At 70.7% G+C, this 18,478-nt stretch carries 21 protein-coding genes and 1 pseudogene; 11 read left to right on the top strand and 11 right to left on the bottom strand.

All coding sequences use genetic code 11. The annotated features are described in order from the left end of the window. The 3 genes and pseudogenes from ACH9D2_RS09080 to uvrB all read right to left on the bottom strand — a co-directional run. Window positions 1–791, bottom strand: a 791-nt coding sequence (locus ACH9D2_RS09080) for a TerC/Alx family metal homeostasis membrane protein (RefSeq protein ID WP_396362515.1), incomplete at its 3' end; no start/stop codon positions are given. 169 nt (window positions 792–960) lie between these two features. Continuing rightward, a pseudogene (locus ACH9D2_RS09075) lies at window positions 961–1,317 on the bottom strand (hypothetical protein); the annotation flags it as partial. 176 nt (window positions 1,318–1,493) lie between these two features. Further along, window positions 1,494–3,614: an excinuclease ABC subunit UvrB gene (gene uvrB / locus ACH9D2_RS09070; protein ID WP_396362514.1), complete on the bottom strand. Its 2,121-nt coding sequence runs from the start codon at window positions 3,612–3,614 to the stop codon at window positions 1,494–1,496. Between the two features lie 148 nt (window positions 3,615–3,762). Between uvrB and ACH9D2_RS09065 the strand changes: the two genes are divergently transcribed. Next, window positions 3,763–4,572: a phosphatase PAP2 family protein gene (locus ACH9D2_RS09065; RefSeq protein ID WP_396362513.1), complete on the top strand. Its 810-nt coding sequence runs from the start codon at window positions 3,763–3,765 to the stop codon at window positions 4,570–4,572. Between the two features lie 163 nt (window positions 4,573–4,735). Beyond that, complete coding sequence (locus ACH9D2_RS09060; protein WP_396362512.1) at window positions 4,736–5,590, top strand: SDR family oxidoreductase; 855 nt, start codon at window positions 4,736–4,738, stop codon at window positions 5,588–5,590. 33 nt (window positions 5,591–5,623) lie between these two features. On the opposite strand, the gene ACH9D2_RS09055 is transcribed toward ACH9D2_RS09060, so the two are convergent. Further along, window positions 5,624–5,896, bottom strand: coding sequence for a hypothetical protein (locus ACH9D2_RS09055; protein ID WP_396362511.1), 273 nt, complete (start codon window positions 5,894–5,896; stop codon window positions 5,624–5,626). Window positions 5,897–6,009: 113 nt separating this feature from the next. Further along, window positions 6,010–6,837: a DUF1206 domain-containing protein gene (locus tag ACH9D2_RS09050; RefSeq protein WP_396362510.1), complete on the bottom strand. Its 828-nt coding sequence runs from the start codon at window positions 6,835–6,837 to the stop codon at window positions 6,010–6,012. A 172-nt stretch (window positions 6,838–7,009) separates the two neighbouring features. Between ACH9D2_RS09050 and ACH9D2_RS09045 the strand changes: the two genes are divergently transcribed. After that, the gene (locus ACH9D2_RS09045; RefSeq protein WP_396362509.1) at window positions 7,010–7,786 is read left to right on the top strand and encodes a GAF and ANTAR domain-containing protein; all 777 of its coding nucleotides are present in this window, start codon (window positions 7,010–7,012) and stop codon (window positions 7,784–7,786) included. 19 nt (window positions 7,787–7,805) lie between these two features. Here ACH9D2_RS09045 and ACH9D2_RS09040 read toward each other — a convergent pair whose 3' ends face one another. Both ACH9D2_RS09040 and ACH9D2_RS09035 read right to left on the bottom strand, forming a co-directional pair. Next, window positions 7,806–8,951 carry a DUF6596 domain-containing protein gene (locus ACH9D2_RS09040; protein WP_396362508.1) on the bottom strand — a complete coding sequence of 382 codons (1,146 nt, stop codon included), beginning with the start codon at window positions 8,949–8,951 and terminating at the stop codon, window positions 7,806–7,808. A gap of 6 nt (window positions 8,952–8,957) precedes the next feature. After that, complete coding sequence (locus ACH9D2_RS09035) at window positions 8,958–9,365, bottom strand: YciI family protein (RefSeq protein WP_396362507.1); 408 nt, start codon at window positions 9,363–9,365, stop codon at window positions 8,958–8,960. A 219-nt stretch (window positions 9,366–9,584) separates the two neighbouring features. Here ACH9D2_RS09035 and ACH9D2_RS09030 point away from each other — a divergent pair, with 219 nt between their 5' ends. The 4 genes from ACH9D2_RS09030 to ACH9D2_RS09015 all read left to right on the top strand — a co-directional run bounded on the left by ACH9D2_RS09030 (window position 9,585) and on the right by ACH9D2_RS09015 (window position 12,439). Continuing rightward, window positions 9,585–9,962, top strand: a complete 378-nt coding sequence (locus ACH9D2_RS09030; RefSeq protein WP_396362506.1) for a nuclear transport factor 2 family protein — start codon at window positions 9,585–9,587, stop codon at window positions 9,960–9,962. A 1,226-nt stretch (window positions 9,963–11,188) separates the two neighbouring features. Beyond that, window positions 11,189–11,437 carry a hypothetical protein gene (locus ACH9D2_RS09025; RefSeq protein WP_396362505.1) on the top strand — a complete coding sequence of 83 codons (249 nt, stop codon included), beginning with the start codon at window positions 11,189–11,191 and terminating at the stop codon, window positions 11,435–11,437. Between the two features lie 25 nt (window positions 11,438–11,462). Further along, window positions 11,463–11,918 (top strand): universal stress protein, encoded by a 456-nt coding sequence (locus ACH9D2_RS09020; protein ID WP_396362504.1) that lies wholly within the window; start codon window positions 11,463–11,465, stop codon window positions 11,916–11,918. A gap of 368 nt (window positions 11,919–12,286) precedes the next feature. Continuing rightward, window positions 12,287–12,439: a hypothetical protein gene (locus ACH9D2_RS09015; protein WP_396362503.1), complete on the top strand. Its 153-nt coding sequence runs from the start codon at window positions 12,287–12,289 to the stop codon at window positions 12,437–12,439. On the opposite strand, the gene ACH9D2_RS09010 is transcribed toward ACH9D2_RS09015, so the two are convergent. Further along, on the bottom strand, window positions 12,394–13,194 hold the full coding sequence (locus ACH9D2_RS09010) for an SDR family NAD(P)-dependent oxidoreductase (protein WP_396362516.1): 801 nt from the start codon (window positions 13,192–13,194) through the stop codon (window positions 12,394–12,396). The two genes, ACH9D2_RS09015 and ACH9D2_RS09010, sit on opposite strands and share 46 nt — an antisense overlap. Before the next feature lie 540 nt (window positions 13,195–13,734). On the opposite strand from ACH9D2_RS09010, the gene ACH9D2_RS09005 reads away from it, so the two are divergent. From ACH9D2_RS09005 to ACH9D2_RS08990, 4 genes are all read left to right on the top strand, one after another. Beyond that, window positions 13,735–14,217, top strand: coding sequence for an Hsp20/alpha crystallin family protein (locus ACH9D2_RS09005; protein WP_396362502.1), 483 nt, complete (start codon window positions 13,735–13,737; stop codon window positions 14,215–14,217). A 27-nt stretch (window positions 14,218–14,244) separates the two neighbouring features. Then, the gene (locus tag ACH9D2_RS09000; RefSeq protein WP_396362517.1) at window positions 14,245–14,604 is read left to right on the top strand and encodes a hypothetical protein; all 360 of its coding nucleotides are present in this window, start codon (window positions 14,245–14,247) and stop codon (window positions 14,602–14,604) included. Further along, the gene (locus ACH9D2_RS08995; RefSeq protein WP_396362501.1) at window positions 14,553–14,657 is read left to right on the top strand and encodes a universal stress protein; all 105 of its coding nucleotides are present in this window, start codon (window positions 14,553–14,555) and stop codon (window positions 14,655–14,657) included. Before ACH9D2_RS09000 ends, ACH9D2_RS08995 begins: the two co-directional genes overlap by 52 nt. Before the next feature lie 818 nt (window positions 14,658–15,475). Next, window positions 15,476–16,645, top strand: a complete 1,170-nt coding sequence (locus ACH9D2_RS08990; RefSeq protein WP_396362500.1) for an MFS transporter — start codon at window positions 15,476–15,478, stop codon at window positions 16,643–16,645. A 361-nt stretch (window positions 16,646–17,006) separates the two neighbouring features. Here ACH9D2_RS08990 and ACH9D2_RS08985 read toward each other — a convergent pair whose 3' ends face one another. The 3 genes from ACH9D2_RS08985 to ACH9D2_RS08975 form a co-directional block, all read right to left on the bottom strand. After that, complete coding sequence (locus tag ACH9D2_RS08985) at window positions 17,007–17,150, bottom strand: hypothetical protein (protein ID WP_396362499.1); 144 nt, start codon at window positions 17,148–17,150, stop codon at window positions 17,007–17,009. A 6-nt stretch (window positions 17,151–17,156) separates the two neighbouring features. After that, on the bottom strand, window positions 17,157–17,876 hold the full coding sequence (locus tag ACH9D2_RS08980; RefSeq protein ID WP_396362498.1) for a GAF domain-containing protein: 720 nt from the start codon (window positions 17,874–17,876) through the stop codon (window positions 17,157–17,159). A gap of 308 nt (window positions 17,877–18,184) precedes the next feature. Next, complete coding sequence (locus ACH9D2_RS08975) at window positions 18,185–18,406, bottom strand: hypothetical protein (protein WP_396362497.1); 222 nt, start codon at window positions 18,404–18,406, stop codon at window positions 18,185–18,187. Window positions 18,407–18,478: the final 72 nt, after the last annotated feature.

Here is an 18,478-nt window from a genome sequence, read left to right as displayed (position 1 = left end):
AGGATGATCGCCAGGCCCCAGGAGAGGTAGATGAGCCGGTCCAGCAGCCCGTCGATGAGGAAGTACAGCTGGCGCAGGCCCATCAGCGAGAACGCCACGGCGGTGAACACCAGGTAGGTCTGCTGGGTGAGGCCGAAGATCGCGGGGATCGAGTCCAGGGCGAAGAGGACGTCGGTGCCGCCGATGGCCACCATCACGAGCAGCATCGGCGTCATGACCTTCTTGCCGTTCTCGATCGTGAACAGCTTGTCGCCGTCGTACTCGTCCGAGGTGTGCATGAAGCGCTTGGCGGTGCGGATGATGAAGTTGTCGGCCTCGTCGTGGGCCGAGTCCGAGAGCTCGCCCTTGATCAGGGACCCGGCCGTCAGCAGCAGGATGAGGCCGAACAGGTAGAAGACCCAGGCGAACTGGTTGATCAGCCCCGCGCCCACGAAGATCAGGGCGGTGCGGGCGATCAGGGCGAAGGTGATGCCGAAGAGCAGGACCTTCTGCTGGTCCGCACGGGGGACCTTGAAGGAGGCCATGATGATGAGGAAGACGAAGAGGTTGTCGACCGACAGGGCCTTCTCGGTGATGTACCCGGCGTAGTACTCCCCGGCGTACAGCCCGCCCCACTGGAACAGGACGTACAGGCCGAACAGGAGGGCGATGCCGACGTAGATCGCCGACCAGATCGCGGCTTCCTTCAACTGGGGCTCGTGCGCCTTGCGCACGTGGAACACGTAGTCGAAGAGCAACAGGCCGACGATGGCCGCGATCGTGACGATCCAGACAGTGAGTGAAACTTCCATGGTTCTGCTTTCGGGGTCGAGTACGGGACAGCCGTAAGTCTCTCCGCCGTCCCAGCGGGACCGTTCCGGTCCGTTCTGCTGGTCCCGGCCGCTGCGTCCGGCCGGGAGGAGGCACCCGACGTGCTGACGTCCACAGCGCTGAGGGATACTCCCCTAGGCTGAGCACAGTCTATACAGCCGTTCGCCCCGTCCCGCGCGCAGGGCCCGGCCCGCCGGTCGCCCCGGTCCTTCGCACGCTCACCGGCCCCGGAGGGCGGGCCGCCCGTGACGGCTCGGCGCCCGGTCTGCGACAGGTCTCGGTGGCCCGGTGCAGCTCCGCGGCCGCATGGGCGGAGCGCCCCTCGGGGCTGATCATCGACGCGATCGTGGCGACCACGATGATTGCCACGATCACGCCCGGGGACACGAACGTGGGGATTCCAGGGGCCCGCCCGATGTGCTCGCCGCCGTTGATGAACGGCACCTCGTTCTCGTGCAGGGCGTGCAGGACGAGCTCGACGCCGATGAAGGCCACGATCAGGTCGAGGAGGAGGATACAGCCGGGAACGACGAAGGAGCCGGTCTCGAACCACGCGGGCAGCTGCGCGCGCGCGCGTTCTTTCGCCGGACGACGGGTGAGCCCGCGGGCCGGCCTCGTCCGAGGAGTGGGACGGACCGGGGCGTCACGACGAGCCGCACGTCTCTCCACCGCCCACGGCGGGCTCAGGCGTGCCCCGCCTGCTGCATCTGCCGCAGCTCCTTCTTGAGGTCGGAGAGCTCGTCGCGGATCCGCGCGGCGAGCTCGAACTGCAGCTCCTGGGCCGCGGCCTGCATCTGCTCCGTCATCTGCGCGATGAGGTCCACGAGGTCCTCCGCGGGCGCGGCCGTGAACCCGTCCTGGCGCAGCTTGTCCTCCGCGGCCGCAACGGCCGCCCGCCCGCCCTTCCCCCCGGTGGGCGCGGTCTTCTTGCCGGCGGCGGCACGCCGGGCGAGCAGCTCCCGGGTGTCCTCCTCCTCGCGCTGGAGCTGGTCGGTGATGTCCGCGATCTTCTTCCGCAGCGGCTGCGGGTCGATCCCGTGCTCCGTGTTGTAGGCGACCTGGATCTCCCGGCGCCGGTTCGTCTCGTCGATCGCCGTGGCCATCGAGTCGGTGATCCGGTCCGCGTACATGTGCACCTGCCCGGAGACGTTGCGGGCGGCGCGGCCGATCGTCTGGATGAGGGACGTCGTCGAGCGCAGGAAGCCCTCCTTGTCCGCGTCGAGGATGGCCACGAGGGAGACCTCGGGCAGGTCCAGGCCCTCGCGGAGCAGGTTGATGCCGACGAGGACGTCGAACGTGCCCATCCGCAGCTCCCGCAGCAGCTCCACGCGGCGGAGGGTGTCGACGTCGGAGTGCAGGTACTGGACCCTGACCCCGTGCTCCATGAGGTACTCGGTGAGGTCCTCGGCCATGCGCTTGGTGAGGGTGGTGACGAGCACGCGCTCGTCCCGCTCCACCCGCAGGTTGATCTCGTCGAGGAGGTCGTCGATCTGCCCCTTGGTGGGCTTGACGATCACCTCGGGGTCCACCAGGCCCGTGGGCCGGATGATCTGCTCCACGTAGCCGTCCGCCTGGGAGAGCTCGTACTTGCCCGGCGTGGCCGAGAGGTAGACGGTCTGGCCGATCCGCTCCAGGAACTCGGCCCACTTCAGCGGGCGGTTGTCCATCGCGGAGGGCAGCCGGAAGCCGTGCTCCACCAGCGTGCGCTTGCGCGACATGTCGCCCTCGTACATGCCGCCGATCTGCGGGATGGTCACGTGGGACTCGTCGACCACCAGCAGGAAGTCGTCCGGGAAGTAGTCGATGAGGCAGTGCGGGGCGGACCCGCGGGGGCGGCCGTCGATGTGCAGCGAGTAGTTCTCGATGCCGTTGCAGTAGCCCATCTGCTCCATCATCTCGAGGTCGTACGTGGTGCGCATGCGCAGCCGCTGGGCCTCGACGAGCTTGTTCTGCGACTCCAGCTCCTTCAGCCGCGCCGCGAGCTCGTCCTCGACGGCCTTCACGGCCCGGGCCATCCGGTCCGCGCCGGCCACGTAGTGGGAGGCCGGGAAGACGTACATCTCGGTCTCCTCCCGGATGATCTCCCCGGTGAGCGGGTGCAGGGTGTAGATGGACTCGATCTCGTCGCCGAAGAACTCCACGCGGACCGCGTGCTCCTCGTACATCGGGATGATCTCCACGGTGTCCCCGCGCACGCGGAACGTGCCGCGGTGGAAGTCGACGTCGTTGCGGGCGTACTGCATGTTCACGAACCGGCGCAGCAGCTCGTCACGGTCCATCTCCTGCCCCCGGCGCAGGGTGACCATCTGCTCCACGTACTCCTCGGGGGTGCCCAGACCGTAGATGCAGGACACGGTGGCGACCACGACGACGTCGCGCCGGGTCAGCAGGGCGTTGGTCGCCGAGTGCCGCAGCCGCTCGACCTCCTCGTTGATGGAGGAGTCCTTCTCGATGAAGGTGTCCGTCTGCGGGACGTAGGCCTCGGGCTGGTAGTAGTCGTAGTAGGACACGAAGTACTCGACGGCGTTGTTGGGCAGCAGCTCCCGCAGCTCGTTGGCGAGCTGCGCGGCGAGCGTCTTGTTCTGCACCATGACCAGGGTGGGCCGCTGGACGCGCTCGATGAGCCACGCGGCGGTCGCGGACTTGCCGGTGCCGGTGGCGCCGAGCAGCACGACGTCCTTCTCCCCCGCCTCGATCCTCGAGGCGAGCTCCTCGATGGCCTTGGGCTGGTCGCCCGCGGGCACGTAGTCGGAGATGACCTCGAAGGGGGCGACGACACGGTTGATCTTCTGGGCGAGGCTCATGGCACCAGGCTACGCGCCGCCCCGGACACGGAGCCGGGGTTCCTCCGGAGGCGATCGGCCGGTGCGCGGGACGCCGTAGGCTCGTTCCACAGGCGCCCCGTGAGTCTCCGTCGTACCGGCGGCCCGGGCCCGGGAACAGGAGGACAGCGTGACCGACGAGCCACGGCGGACCGGCAGCCACGACGACCGGTTCGCGGGTGAGCAGGACCTCACCACCTGGCCGACCCGCCTCGGGCAGCTCCTGGTCCGGTGCGTCCGGTGGCTGGCCCGGCGGCTCGGCCCCCACGCGGCGCTCCTCGTCCCGCTCGCTGTCGGCCTGGGCATCGCGGTGACCATGACGGTCGCCTCGGCGGAGGTCTACGAGTCCGTCATGGACCAGGACGACGCCGCGGTGCTGGACGAGCCCCTGCTGGAGACGGCGATGTCGGTGCGCTCGCCCCCGCTCGACGCGCTCGTGACCGCCTACACGCACGTGGGCGGGGTGATCGGCATGCCGATCCTGACGGTGACCGTCATGGTGGCCCTCGCCCTCGTCCGGCGGTCCTGGACCCCGGTCGTGCTGATCACGGTGGCCGCCGTGGGCTCCCTGCTGATGACCACGGCGGGCAAGCCCCTCATCGGACGCGCCCGCCCGGACCTGGCGGACGCCGTCCCGCCCTACGAGCACTCGGCGTCCTTCCCCAGCGGCCACTCCCTGAACTCGTTCGTCATCGCCGGCATCGTGGCCTACCTGCTGGTCGTGCGGCAGCGCGCCCGCCTGGCCCGGATCCTGACGATCGCCGCCGCGGCGGCCTTCGCGGTCAGCATGGCGCTGAGCCGGGTGTACCTGGGCCACCACTGGTTCACCGACGTGCTCGTCGCCCAGACCCTGGGTGCCGCGTGGCTGGCGCTGGTCATCACGGCGCACCGGCTCCACCTCACCGTCCGGAACCGGGGTTCCGCCGGCGCCCGCCCCTGACCGGCCGAAAACCGCCCCGGACACCGGACCCGGGCAGGACCCGAGGCGGTCAGACCCGCGGCGGACGCGGGAAATACCCCGCGGGCGCCGCCCGTTGCACAGGGCACACCGCCGCGCCCGGCGGGATCCACCGGACCCCGCGGGCCCCGTCGAGAGGAACACCGTGTCCATCGTCATCACCGGCGCCACCGGCCAGCTGGGCCGCCACGTCATCAGCTCCCTCCTGCGACTGGACGTGCAGCTGCCCGACCTCGTGGCCGCCGGCCGCAACGAGAACAAGCTCGGGGCCCTCCGGGAGCTGGACCTCGCCACGGTCCGGATCGACTACACCGACCCCGCGACCCTCGACGAGGCCTTCGCCGGGGCGGACACGGTCCTGCTGATCTCCAGCAGCGAGGTGGGCCGGCGGGTGCCCCAGCACCGGAACGCGGTGGACGCCGCCGTCCGGGCCGGGGTCTCCCGCCTCGTCTACACCAGTGCCCTCGGCGCCGACCGCGGGAAGCTGCTGCTCGCGGACGAGCACCTGGCCACGGAGCAGGCCATCGCCGACTCCGGGCTCCCCTACACGATCCTGCGCAACGGCTGGTACACCGAGAACTTCGAGCCGGCCCTGCGGCACGCGGAGACCACCGGCGTGGTCCTGGCCAGTGCCGGGGACGGCCGGGTGGCCAGCGCCACGCGCGAGGACTACGCGGAGGCGATCGCCGCGGTCCTCGCCCAGGACGGCCACTCGGGGCAGACCTACGAGCTCTCCGGGGACGTGGCGTGGAGCTTCGACGAGCTCGCCGCGGCGCTCACCGAGGTCCTGGACCGGGAGGTGACCTACCGCCGCCTCACGCCCGGGCAGCACCTGGCGGAGCTGGAGCGGACCGGCGTGGACGAGAGCACCGCGCGGTTCCTGGTGGCCCTGGACGCCAACATCGAGGACGGCGCCCTGGACCTCGTCACCGGGGACCTGTCGCGGCTGCTCGGCCGGCACACCACCCCGCTGGTCGACGCGCTGCGCGAGATGCGCTGAGCCCCGGTCCGCCGCCGTCCGAGGGCCGGGCCGTCAGTTGCGGGAGGTCCCGGCCCGGGGACCGCCGCGGGAGTCGTCACGGTGGTAGAGGTACTCGTTGCCGTGCTCGTCCTTCTCGATCACGAAGTGCTTCTGGCACTCCTCGTACCAGGCGTGGGCCCGTTCGCTCTCCTCGGCGCCGTGGGTCTCCTGCGGGACCCGATCGGCCGCCCCGTAGACCCTGAGGGCGATCTGGTTCAGCCGGTCCAGCAGGCGGTAGCCCGACGACGGCGTGTCCTCGTTGACGGTGTGCTGCTCTTCAGACATGGCGTCCCCCCGGTGACCGCGATGCGGATAGGACCATTCTATGCCTCGTGCCGCGGCCGGCGAAGGCCGATCAGCATCCTCGGCCGCCCCGGCGCCGTCCCCCGAGGACGTCGTCACATCCGCTGGTACTTGGCCCGGACCACCATGAACACCCCGTAGCAGACGAGCCCCAGGGCGACGGCCCCGAGGATCCACGCCCCGAAGGGCTGCTCCTGGAGGGACTTGAGCGCACCGTCCAGACCCGTCGACTGCTCCGGGTCGCTCTGCACCGTGGCCACGACGAAGAGCACCCCGAGCACGCCCAGGGCCACGCCCTTCGCCACGTAGCCGGCCGTGCCCAGCCAGACGACGGCCGATCCGGCCGTGCCGGCCGGCAGGCTCTTCAGGTTCTCCTGGAAGGACCGGGTCAGGCCCCGGTGGACGAAGAACACACCGGCGACGACGAGGCCCAGTCCCACGGCGATCAGGAGCACCATGCCGGCCGGATGCGCCATGAGCCGGGCGCTGAGCGACTGCGTCGACTGGCTGCTGTCGCTCGAGCCCCCGAGCGCGTAGGTCCCGAACACGGCCCCGATGGCACCGTAGACGACCGCCTGGCCGCCCATCTTGACGCGGTGCTTCAACCGCTCCCGGTCCGAGCGCTGCGTCGCGCCGAAGAACACCTCGCTGAACAGGAAGACGGCGAGCGCCGCGCAGCCCAGGAAGCACGCCCACAGCAGGACCGTGCCGCCGGGGCTGCCGGCGAGCGCTGCGACCGCGCCGGACTGGTCCGCGGAGCCCGATCCGCCGGTGGCGACGCGCAGGGCGATGACCCCGATCATGATGTGCAGCAGCCCCGCCGCCACGTAGCCGGCACGTGCCGCGAGGAGGAACCCTCGGGAGTCCGTCGCGTCGTCCGCGGCGCCGGCCGCCCTCGTGGCCTGTCGGCCGACCTCGCCCATGGCTCCTCCTGCGGTGTGGAACTCCATCGTGCGCCTGTGGACCGCCGGTGTCCACGACGCCCTTCGGCCGACACCGCGTCACGGTCGAACCCGGTCCCGCACCGGCCTTCCCGGCAGCAAATTGTTTTCCGATTCAGGTGCCCCCGGACGCGTGGAGGGGGAGACTGGTGGGATGAGCACGGATTTCGGGCAAATTACCACGACGACCCCCGGCGAGGACCGGGCGGAGATCGTGGAAGCCGACCTGGCCCAGCGGCTGAGCGACCTGGCCCGCACCCTGCAGGTGGAGGACGATGTCCAGGGCACGCTCGAGGCCATGGTCCACGCCGCGTTGGACCTCATCCCCGGGGTGGCGGAGGCCTCGATCTCGGTCGCCCGGCGACGGCGGGGCATCGAGTCCCGGGCCGCCTCGGGCGAGCTGCCCCGCACGGTGGACCGACTGCAGGAGGACACCGGTGAGGGGCCCTGCATGGACGCGGCCTACGAGGAGCGGATCGTGCGCGTGCCCGACTTCCGCCACGAGGACCGGTGGCCCCGGTTCGCTCCGGCCGCCCTCGACGCGGGGGCCACGTCGATGCTCGCCTTCCAGCTCTACACCGACGGCGACGTGCTCGGGGCGCTCAACGTCTACGGAGCCGACTTCGACGCCTTCACCGAGGAGTCCGAGGAGATCGGCCTGCTGGTGGCGGCCCACGCCGCGGTGGCCCTCTCCGCCGCCCAGCAGGTCGGCCACCTCCACGAGGCGCTGGCCACCCGGGACCTCATCGGCCAGGCGAAGGGCGTGCTCATGGAGCGGTTCAAGATCACGCCCCACGAGGCGTTCGTCATCCTCACCACCGCCAGTTCCCAGACGAACACCAAGCTGCGGGACGTGGCCGAGCGCCTGGCCAGCACCGGCGTCCTCACCGGTGAGCACCCGGAGGAAGCAGCGGAACCACAGGGCTCCTGACGGTCCCAGGTCCGGCCGCTCAGCCGCGGAGTCCAGCGTTGAGCCGTGCGGCCTGCCGCGCGAGGTGCTCGCGCTCGGGGACGCTGAGCGCCGACCGGGCTGCCTCGGCGTAGAGCTGTGCCGCGGCCACGGGGTCGCCGTCGCGCTCGTGCAGGTACGCCGCGGCGGCGGTGTACCGGGGCAGGGCGGGGTCGAGGTCCGCGAGGGCGGCCAGACCGGATCGTGGGCCCTCGGCCTCGCCGAGCGCGACGGCACGGTTGAGCAGGGCCACCGGGCTGTCGGTGAGCCGCACGAGTTCGTCGTACCACTCGACGATCTGCGACCAGTCCGTCTCCGCTGCCGTGCGGGCATCGGCGTGGAGCGCGGCGACGGCCGCCTGGGCCTGGTACTCGCCCAGGCGGCCGCGAGCGAGGGCCGCCTGCAGCACCTCGACGCCCTCGGCGATCAGGCGGGTGTCCCACAGGCCGCGGTCCTGCTCGGCGAGCGGAACGAGGCGGCCGCCGGACCGGGTCCGGGCCGGGCGCCGTGCGTGGTGGAGCAGCATGAGCGCGAGCAGTCCCGCCACCTCCTCGTGCTGGATCCCGGCCGCCAACCGGCGGGTGAGCCGGATCGCCTCGGCGGCGAGGTCGACGTCGCCCGAGTAGCCCTCGTTGAAGACGAGGTAGAGCACGCGCAGCACCGTGGCGAGGTCACCGGGCCGGGAGAACCGGACGCCCGAGACGGTCCGCTTGGCCCGGCTGATCCGCTGGGCCATGGTCGCCTCGGGCACGAGGTAGGCCTGCGCGATCTGACGCGTGGTCAGACCGCCGACCGCGCGCAGGGTGAGCGCGACCGCCGAGGCCGGTGCCAGGGAGGGGTGCGCGCACAGGAAGTACAGCTGGAGCGTGTCGTCCGCCGTCGCGCCCGGGCCGGGCGCGGGCTCGTCCTCGACCCGGAGCTCGCGCCGGCGCCGGGAGGCGTCCGCGCGGGCGGCGTCGAGGAACTTGCGCCAGGCCACGGTGACCAGCCAGGCCTTCGGGTTCCGCGGCGGGTCCTCCGGCCACACGCGCACCGCTTCGACCAGGGCGTCCTGCACGGCGTCCTCGGCCGCCGCGAAATCGGCTCCACGGCGGACGAGGATCCCGATCACGGTGGGGGTGAGGGTCCGCAGCAGCGCCTCGTCCACCGTGGGTCACTCCGTGATGGTCGGCGGCGCGGTCAGGAACGGTCGCACCTCGAGCCACTCGTGGATCGGCTCCCCGCCCGCACCCGGGGCCGCGGAGAGTTCACCGGCCAGCTCGAGCGCCCGCTCGTAGGAGTCCACGTCGATCACCATCCAGCCGGCGACGAGGTCCTTGGTCTCCGCGAACGGGCCGTCGGTGACCGGCGGCCGCCCCTCGCCGTCGTAGCGGACGAACGAGCCCTCCGGGGACAGCGCCTGCGCGTCGACGAACTCACCGGTGCCCTTGAGGTTCTCGGCGAAGTCCTCCATGTACCGCACGTGCGCCGAGACCTCCTCCGGCGTCCACCGGTCCATCGGCACGTCGTTGACCGCTGCCGGCGCGCCGCGGTAGTGCTTGAGCAACAGGTACTTGGCCATGATGTCCTCCTTGCTGCGGTACGGCCCATTGTGGCCGTCTTCACCCCGAGGACGGAACCGCCCGCCGAATCTCGACATCCCGCCGCGACATCTTCGGCGATCTTTCCCCACGGCGCCGAACGGGAGGACCATGGAGGGTGACACCCGGGCCGAGCGGCTCACCGCGTGCGAGCCTCGTCGCGATCACCGGCCTTCCAGCACCGACACCAGGGGGTCCACATGGACACGGACATCGTCGCGGACACCTTCGAGTCCTCGCAGGAGGCAGTGGCCGCACGGATCGAGGAGATCCTGGACGCCGTGATCGGGAAGGACTTCGACCGGCTGGCGAGCTACCACCTGGACGGCCCCAAGTTCACGAAGTTCGACGACGCGGAGCCGCTGGACCGGCAGGACGCCGAGACGAGCGCGCGCAGGGAGGCCGAGCAGTTCGCGGCCGTGGAGGACCTCCACGTCGGCTTCGACGGTCTCCGGATCGACGTGTTCGGCCCCGTGGCCATCGCGACAGGGGTCTTCGTCTGGGACTGCACGGTCGACCTGTCGCCGGCCGGACCCGTTCGACCGTGGTGTTCGTGGAGCACGGGGGTCAGTGGCTGATCGCCCACGAGCACCACTCCCCCTTCGTCGCGAGCTCCTGAGCCGTTCCGCTCCGCCGTCGAGAAGCGCTGAGAACTGCACCGGATCCTCGGTCGAGACCGAATCACAAGGGTCCGTGCCGGCAATCGTGCTGGTTCTCCCTGCACCCCTCGACAGACGTCCTGGCACTGCAACGCCATGCCCGCCGACGAGCAGGAGTGGTCCGGGACCGACGGCGAGGGCGAGGGACCGCGACGAGGTCAGAACCACCCCGGCGAGGACCATGCCCGTCGATCCCTGCGGTTTGTGGACAGGGCCGGACACGGATCGTCGGTGCTGCTCTTCCAGCCCCGGTGGGAATCGGCACCGGCGGATCAGTCGCCACCCATGACGATTTCCGCTCGACTTCCTCGAACGGACAGCGATGCCGATCTGGACGGCGGTGAAGGCGGAGCGCCGCCCGCCGGAGCACGTGCGATGGATGGTCGCCCGGGGATCCCCTGCGGCTCCACTCACCGTCGGCGGTGCTGGTGAGCCGGCCTGGGCGGGCCCCGCAACTGGCCGCAGCAAGGGGCCGGGACCCTGGCCAGGTGGACCATGAGCTCGTCGGCGACCGGCGCCAGGGCGTTCCGCTCCTCCCCCGGGAGAACCAGAGCGCCGTGAACGACGGCGTCGACCAGATGACGACGTGTGGCGCAGGCCCCGGCCACTGCTCACGGGAGCAGGTCGATGCAGGTGAACCGGGCTGTCCGCTACCGGATCACCGACTGCCACGTCGTCCACGGTGCCGGCCTCCACACCGTCCGCAATGCCCACCGCCCCGTTGCCTGACGGTGCCGGGCGTGCACCCTGCGCCCCGGTGCGGCGCCGCCACTCCTGCCTTCTCCCGGGCCAGGGGTGCCGTCACTGTCCCCGGACCACCCCCTGGCCACGGCAGGGCCGGAGAGGGGCGCCCGCCCGAATCGGTCCATGCCGCCCCGACCCGCCGCAGGGTGCGCCTGGCCGAGCTCGAGGACGCCCACGATCAGCACCACACCGCTCCGGTGGCAGCCGGGACGGTGCTGCCGGTCCTCCACCGAGTGCGTCACGAAATCGCTCGTCAGTGGCAGGCCTTACCCCACCGGCTGCGGATGCCTACCGTGGAAGTGTCCACGTGCAGCGCCCGAGCCCGGTGTCGGGGCGCACATGCACCGAGCACACCGGTCAGGCGGGCCGATCCCGATCAGTTCGCCACGAGGAGTCAGGTCATGTCTGGTTCGATGCGCAGGGAAGCCTTGGGCATGATCGAGCCCCTTCGTCGTCTCTCAGAGGCAGATCCGGAGACGACGTGGCGGCGGGTGAAGGAGGTCCAGCACAGGACCACCACGGTGATCCGGGCGGAGCTGCCCGTCATCGACCCGGACAGGATCACCTCGGACAAGGATGTGGAGCTCACCGTCGTCAACGACACCCTGCACCTGCGGGCCACCACGAAGATCCCGGTGACCCGGCACTGACCCGCCACTGCACAGGAGGAACGCCATGAGCGACACCCCGACCAAGACCCCCACCGGCGACCGCATCATCGTGGGCGTGGACGGATCCGACTCCTCGAAGGAGGCATTGCGGGAGGGAGCCCGCCTGGCGCAGGCACTCGACGCCCCCTTGGAGGCGATCTCCTGCTGGCATGACCCCACCCTGTACGCGGCCACCAACAGGACCATCCCGGAGCTGAAACCCGAGGCGTTCCACGCCGACTCTCAGCGCATGCTCGAGAACACCCTCGAGGAGGTCTTCGGTCAGGACCGCCCGGTGCAGCTGAGCACCCGGTTGCTGCACGGGCGCCCGGCCGAGCTGCTCGTCGAAGAGAGCAAGAACGCCCGGATGCTGGTGCTCGGACGCCGCGGTGTCGGCGGGGTGCTCGGCATGGTCCTGGGCTCGGTGAGCTCCGCGCTGGTCGCCCACGCCCACTGCCCGGTCCTGATCGTGCGCCACTGAAGGGACCCCTTCGAGCCGCAGTCCTCGACCCGCATCACGACAGACGTTCGGCCCGGCACCAGCGGCTGGTGCGGAGATCCGTGGACGCCCACGTGGCTGGCTACGGGGACAACGACTGCACCAGGTGGTGGATGACAGGCAGCCGTCGCTGGTCACGGGCCTGCGACGTACGCCTCCTTCTACGCCCAGGACGCCATCGTCCACGACCCGGCGGCGCCGGAACCTCTGCACGGCAGAGGGGCCGTCCGACAGGACGCGGAGAAGATCCTGACCGGGATGCCGAAATCATGCTGGAACTGGAGGAGCTGTTCGTGGACGACCCCAGGCCGTGATGCGACTGCTGTCCCTGGGCACGCACCACCGGGCCGATGCTGATGCCCACCGGCCAGGTCCCGCCCACCGGCTACCGGATCTCGATCCCCATGGCGGTCTCCAGCCGCGTGGGCGAGGACGAGCTGATCGTCGGGGAGCACCGCTACGACGACCTGATGGGCATGGCTCTGCAGCTCGGGCTCATCTGACCCGACCCCGGGCACGGGAGTGCCCGCACCGGCCACCGCCCCAGGCCGGCACATGCACATCCGCGGCGGTGCCTTGAACTCAGGAGGCCGCCCGCACGGATTTCCGCATGCCTGGGTGGGGACACGAGCACGCCTGCATCCTCTGGATCTCCCGGGGTCATGTCCTCCACCGTGGAACGCCAAGTCCCCCGGTGCCCTGGCTCCCGGACGACCACCCGGGAGACAGCCGCCTCGTCGGCGCGCTGGTGGGTTCGACGCAGATCAACGGTGACGGGCACGCCGCCGTCGATCAGCCGGGCCCGACGGATCACCGGGTACAGGGCACACTGCGCGCGCCCGGCACCCGGTGTTCTCCAGGAGCACATGTGGGCCGTCCAGATCGATGTGGACCACGATGCCGAGTTCGTCGGCCATGGACCGGCCTTCCTCCTCTGGACAGAGCTGGCCCCGGTCCGGGGCGTCCTCGGTGACCTGGACCGGGCGGTGGCCACGTGGGTGGTGTCCGGTTCCATGCCCTCGGTCATCGAGGTGCGGACGGACCCGGGCAGCACCGCGTTGACCCGGATCCCCTCAGCAGCCAGGTCCAGGGCCGCGGCCTTGGTCAGCCCGCGCACCCCGAACTTCGCCGCCGTGCAGGCCGGGATCCGCTCGTACCCGTGCAGCCCGGCGATGGACGAGATGTTGACGATCGCCCCACCTCCTCGGTCACGCGATGCCGCGGGCCGCTCCGGTGACCAGGGCGACCTGCCGTGCATGCCTGCCATGGCCGGCGTCCTTCTCCGTCGAGGGGTTTCATCGGCACAGTCGGCACACGGCCTGCGGGGCCGGTGGCTGTGGAAGGGTGGGGCGTCTGCGCCGTTGAACAGACCCCACCCACCACGGTGCCCACCAGGATTCGTCAGAGAACCCGCCGGCGCTCCCCTGCGCGTGGTGCTCCGGCCTGTGGACGCCGTCCCTCTTGGTGGGAGGGACACCGGACTTCTCCGGTGCCCACCGGAGTCCTCCCCGATGGATCCTCGCGGCAAGGTCCGGCGCAACAGTGTGCGAAAGGGACGCCACATACGTGTACATCTGACAAGGGGCCGCGGACGAACGGGGACGTGCCGAGCACTGTGTTCCGCGCCATGGCGGGGGCCTGCTTCGGTCTGGGTCGAGGCCAGCAGGTCATGGTTGAGACACCGTCCCGTCCTGGTCTTCTGCCCTCTTCGGGGTGTGTCTACCGTGGGTGGTGCCCCGACCTGCCCGCACGAGCCGGGCACCGTCGTCGGCGGCACTTCTTGGAGAGGAGCGTTGTGATGGATTCTCTGATACGCCGGGACGTCTTCGACCTGCTGGACCCCGTTCGCCGCCTCATGGGAGCCGGCGCGGAGCTCGAGGTGGCCTGGCCGCGGGTCGAAGAGTACCAGGACGGCGACACCGTGGTGATCAGGGCGGAGCTGCCTGGAATCGATCCGGACCATGACGTGGAACTGGCCGTGGTCAACGACACGTTGCGTCTGAGGGCGGAGAAACGCGAGCAGTCCGAGCACAAGGACAAGCGCAGCTACCGTTCGGAGATCCGCTACGGGTCCTTCGTCCGCACTCTGCCCCTGCCCGAAGGCACCAAGGAGGAGGACATCAGAGCGTCCTACGCCGACGGGGTGCTCGAGGTCCGCGCGCCCCTCCGCGACCAGACCCAGCAGCAGGCCCCCCGGAAGATCCCGGTCACCCGCGCAGAGACGGGCAACACCGCAGCCGGAACAGCCGACACCGCAACCGGAACGGGCAACACCGCATGAGCCGGACACCGGCCGGTCCTGCTCCGGGTGAGCGCATCATGGTGGGGCGTGGACGGCTGGGACGACGCCAAGGAAGCCTTCCGGGTCGCGGCAGAGCTGTCCCAGGTCCTGGGTGCCCCGTTGGAGGCCATCGTGTGCTGGTCGGACCCGTTGCAGTGCTACGAGGGCTACTTCTCCATCGACACGGAGACCGTCCGTGCCGGTGGCGAGAAGGCGTTGCAGGCCACGATCACGGAGGTCTTCGGTGAGCAGCCACCGACGAATCTGACCGCCTGCTGCGCGGGCGGGCGGCGGAGCAGCTCATCGAGCAGAGCAGGACCGTCCGGCCTCTGGTCGTGGGCCGTCGCGGGACCGGTGGGGTACTGGGGACGATCTTGGGCTCGGTGAGCTCCGCGCTGGTCTCCCAGGCTCACTGCTCGGTGCTGGTGGTCGGCACCTGACCCTGCCACGGCCACACTCGGCACCGCGCCCGGGCAGAAACCCGCGGACGAACAAACCGAGGCGGCGGGTCAAGCGGAAGACACTGACGAGGTGCGGGCGAAGCCCCGACGCAGGTCGCGGCGAGGACCGGAAGCACCCTGGTCTCCGGTGCCCATCCTCGGTGCTCTGGGGGTCGAAGACCGGTGGCCGGGGGAAGCCTCGGAGGAAGACGGCCAGGACGTCACCGATCTCCTCCGCGGCCTCGGGAAGCTCGGTGGCGGCGGTCAGGAAGGCGCACCCGCGTGACGGGTGGTACTGCTCGGACCGGTAGGAGGCCAGGGCGTCGAACACGGCGAGCAGCCGCCTGGAGCACCCGTGCCCAGGAGTTCGCTGGGCGGCGGTCAACACACCGGTGGAGGAACAACCGTTTCAGAACGAGCGTTTTGGTGTAGTGTGACGAGCGTTCTGGTAGTGGTTCCGGGAGAGGTGCGATGCGAGCCCTGGTGGTCGGCGGCATGGCGTTGTTTGCGGCGACCTATGGGCTGGCGCGCTTCGGCTACGGGCTCTACCTGCCCCGGTTCACCGAGACTTTCCGGATCGGCCCGGTCACCTCCGGGCACATCGGCTCTTCGCATTCGGAGCTGTGGTGCGGTCCGGCGCCACACCGGAACGCTGATGAGCCATCGGAACAGCCTCGAGTCCGGGCCGAGGGCACGAGCTGCTCTCCGGTTCTTTCACCGCAGTACACCGATGAACACCCAGGCCGAGCGCATCGTGGCGCCGATGTCGCTGAGGCCGGCAGCGGCCCCGGTGCGCGCCGCGCAATGAAGGGACATCCATGACACTCTCCGCGGGCAACCGCATCGGCCTGGCCGGAGCGGCGGTGGTCGGGGTCGCCTTCGGCATGGCCCGCTACGCCTACGGTCTGACACTGCCCGACATCCGGGAAGACCTGGGGCTCTCCGAGCTGGTGCTCGGCCTGGTCGCCAGCGCAACGTTCGCGGGCTACCTGGCCGGCCTGCTGCTCGCGGGCCCGCTCGCCGCTCGCCACGGGTCGCGCGCGCCGACGACCGTGGGCGGGGCCTGCGGCGTTCTGGGATCGGTGATCGTGACGGTTGCGCAGTCCCCCGGAGTGCTCGCCGTCGGCGTCGTCCTGGCCGGCAGCGCCGGCGGCTGGGTCTGGGCCCCCTACTCCGACATCGTGACCCGTGCCGTGTCCTTGCGGCAGCAGCCCAGAGCGTTGGCGATCATCACGACCGGCACCAGCGGCGGACTGCTGCTGCTGGGCGGCCTGGCCGTGTTCGCCGCGCTGGGCTCCTGGCGCCTGGTCTGGGCCGGCATCGCCCTCGCCGCGGTGGCCGCCGCGATCGTGAACCTGCGCCTGGTGCCGCGTACCAGCCCGGTCCCACGCCCGGACGCACGGCGCGGTACCTCCTCGCTGGCGGCAGCGCTGCGGGTCCCGGGCGCCTACTCCGTCGTCTACTTCGCGGTGATCGTCATCTACTTCACCTACGCCGCCGACGCCCTCGACCGCGGCAGCCTCCCGGCGGCAGCCGTCCCGGCGCTGTATGCGGCCATCGGTCTCACCGGCATGGTGGGCGTGGCGACCGGGACCCTCGCCCAGCGAATGGGCAGCGCACGGGTCGCCGCGCTGTGCCTGGGAACGGTCGGTGCGGCGCTGGCGCTCCTCGGGCTGGCCAGCGACTCCCTGACCGCGACGATGGTCTCGGCGTGCATCTTCGGCGTGGGGTACATGACGGGATCGGCGGTGCTGGCGGTCTGGACCGCGGAGCTGGTGCCCGACCGCGCCGGCGCGGCGTTCACGGCCTGCCTGGTCGTGGGGGCCCTCACCTCGGTCGCAGCCCCGGCCCTCGCCGGTGTGGTGATCCCGGGCCTGGGGCTGGGGGCGCTGCTCGTGCTCACCGCCGCGGTGTCCCTCCTCAGCGGGGCGGCGCTGATGCTGCACGGGTCACCGCGAAGGGCGACCGTCGGCGACACCGGACCGTGAACGCAAGAGCCCTGCCCGCCCTCGACGCCCACACGCCCCATGGCGCTGAGCCCGCTTCAGGCTCTTTCCGTTCGACACGCATCTCGTCGCCCTGGAGAACGACCTGTAACCGGCCATCTGCAAAGCGAAGGGACGGAGCCGCCCTTGGCCGCGCTGGCCAAGGTCTGCTTGGCACCGTTTCCGGAGAGTGGGATGCAAGCACCGACGGAAGGGATGTTCATTCTGTGCCTTCGGAGTCCTCGCGGTCGAGCAGCTCGGAGGTGTAGGGGGCCCGCAACGGAGGTTGCTGGTCGATGAGTTCGTTGGCGGCCTGGGTCAGCAGGTCGCGTTGCAGGGTGGGCAGGCCCAGGCAGTGGTGCAGTTAGGCCTCGACCTCGATCTGCCCGGCATTGCCACCGAGGGTGAAATAGTGGAACCACAGCTGTTTTCCCTCGATGCCGGCCCGGCCGATGACCTCGCGCAGCAGGCGAGCTTGTTCCGCCCCGACCTCGTCGTGATCCACCACCGGGCCTCAGTTCTCCGGGTCCGGGTGGCGCGCCAGGATCTGGCGGGCGACCTCGGCCATGGGACGGTCCTGGGCTCGGGCGGCCGTGAGCAGCACGGAGTGGGCGTCGTCCGGGTCGGTGGCCCGTTGTTCCATCAGCATTCCGGTGGACCGATCGATCGCCTGTCGATCCTCCAAGCCGGCCTGCAGCGCGGCACTGAGCCGTTGCGGAGCGTCCGTGGACTGAGCCGAGCCCAGCAGGGTGGCTGCCGTTGCGGCCAGCAGGCCCAGCTGCTGCTCTTCGTGGGCGGTGAATGCGTGGGCGACGGTGGCGTAGACCTTCATCGCCCCCAGGCACCGGTCCTGGAAGACCATCGGGACGCTGAGCATCGAGCGGATCCCCGATCGGTCGGCGGTTGCCGACCACTGGGGCCAGCAGTCGTCGTCGGTGGTGTCGTTGATGCGCTGGAGGTTCGCGGTGGCCCAGGCGCTCAGGCACGGGCCGTGCCCGAGGTCGTACTGGAGCACGTCGGCGGCCTCTACGAGACGATCGGTGGCCCCCGCGCTGGTTCGGGTGCCCTGGTCGTCGAGCAGCGAGACCCCGGCACCGGCAGCCGAAGGGATGAGGTCCCGGGCGACCTGGGCCAACTGGTGCACCGCGGCGGTGGCGTGTTCCTGGGACAGCAGCATGTTCCGGATGCAGGCGATGACCGTGGTCAGCTCCGTCTCGGTGGATTCGGGTTGCATGGGGACCTCTCTCGGTCCGACGGGGCGGGTCGAGCCCACGGGGCATCGTGCGCTGTCGTGCCGGCCTCGATGGCCGGTCTTTTCTCGCACGATGATTGCCCCTTGTCTCGGGGATACGCCGGGCCGTACAGGGCCGGGCAGCAGGTGAACGGTCGCGGAGCCGAGGCCACTTCTGATGCGGTGGCTGCTCCCGGTCGGGAAGGTGAAGATGTAGGTGGCCTGCAGAGATGGTGATGCCCGCCCGGCACGGGGTTCACGTGCCGGGCGGGTCTCACACATCGTGCTGGGGCCTCACGCCACCGGTCGCATCAGGTGGTTCGGGCGAACGGGGTGTGGCGCAGCCGGTACTCCCGGGCGGGGATCAGCTTGGGGATCCCGGTGCCGGTCTCGCGGACCCACAGCACGTCCAGGTGGACTGCCACCTGGCTCACGGTCCCGGCATGCCGCAGGTGGTTCTCGTCCCACGCCTCGATCCGCTCCCCGGGGTGCACCCGGGTCAGGTCGTGGATCCATGGATCGGTGGTGGTCATGATGCTCCCTGTTCACGTGGTGCGGTGAGGTGTGATGCGTTGCCCGCGGCCCCCGGCCACCCCCGTCCTGGG

Source organism: Kocuria rhizosphaericola (genome assembly GCF_044462205.1).
Lineage (GTDB): Bacteria > Actinomycetota > Actinomycetes > Actinomycetales > Micrococcaceae > Kocuria > Kocuria rhizosphaericola.
This window is presented reverse-complemented; position numbering and strand designations above follow the sequence as displayed.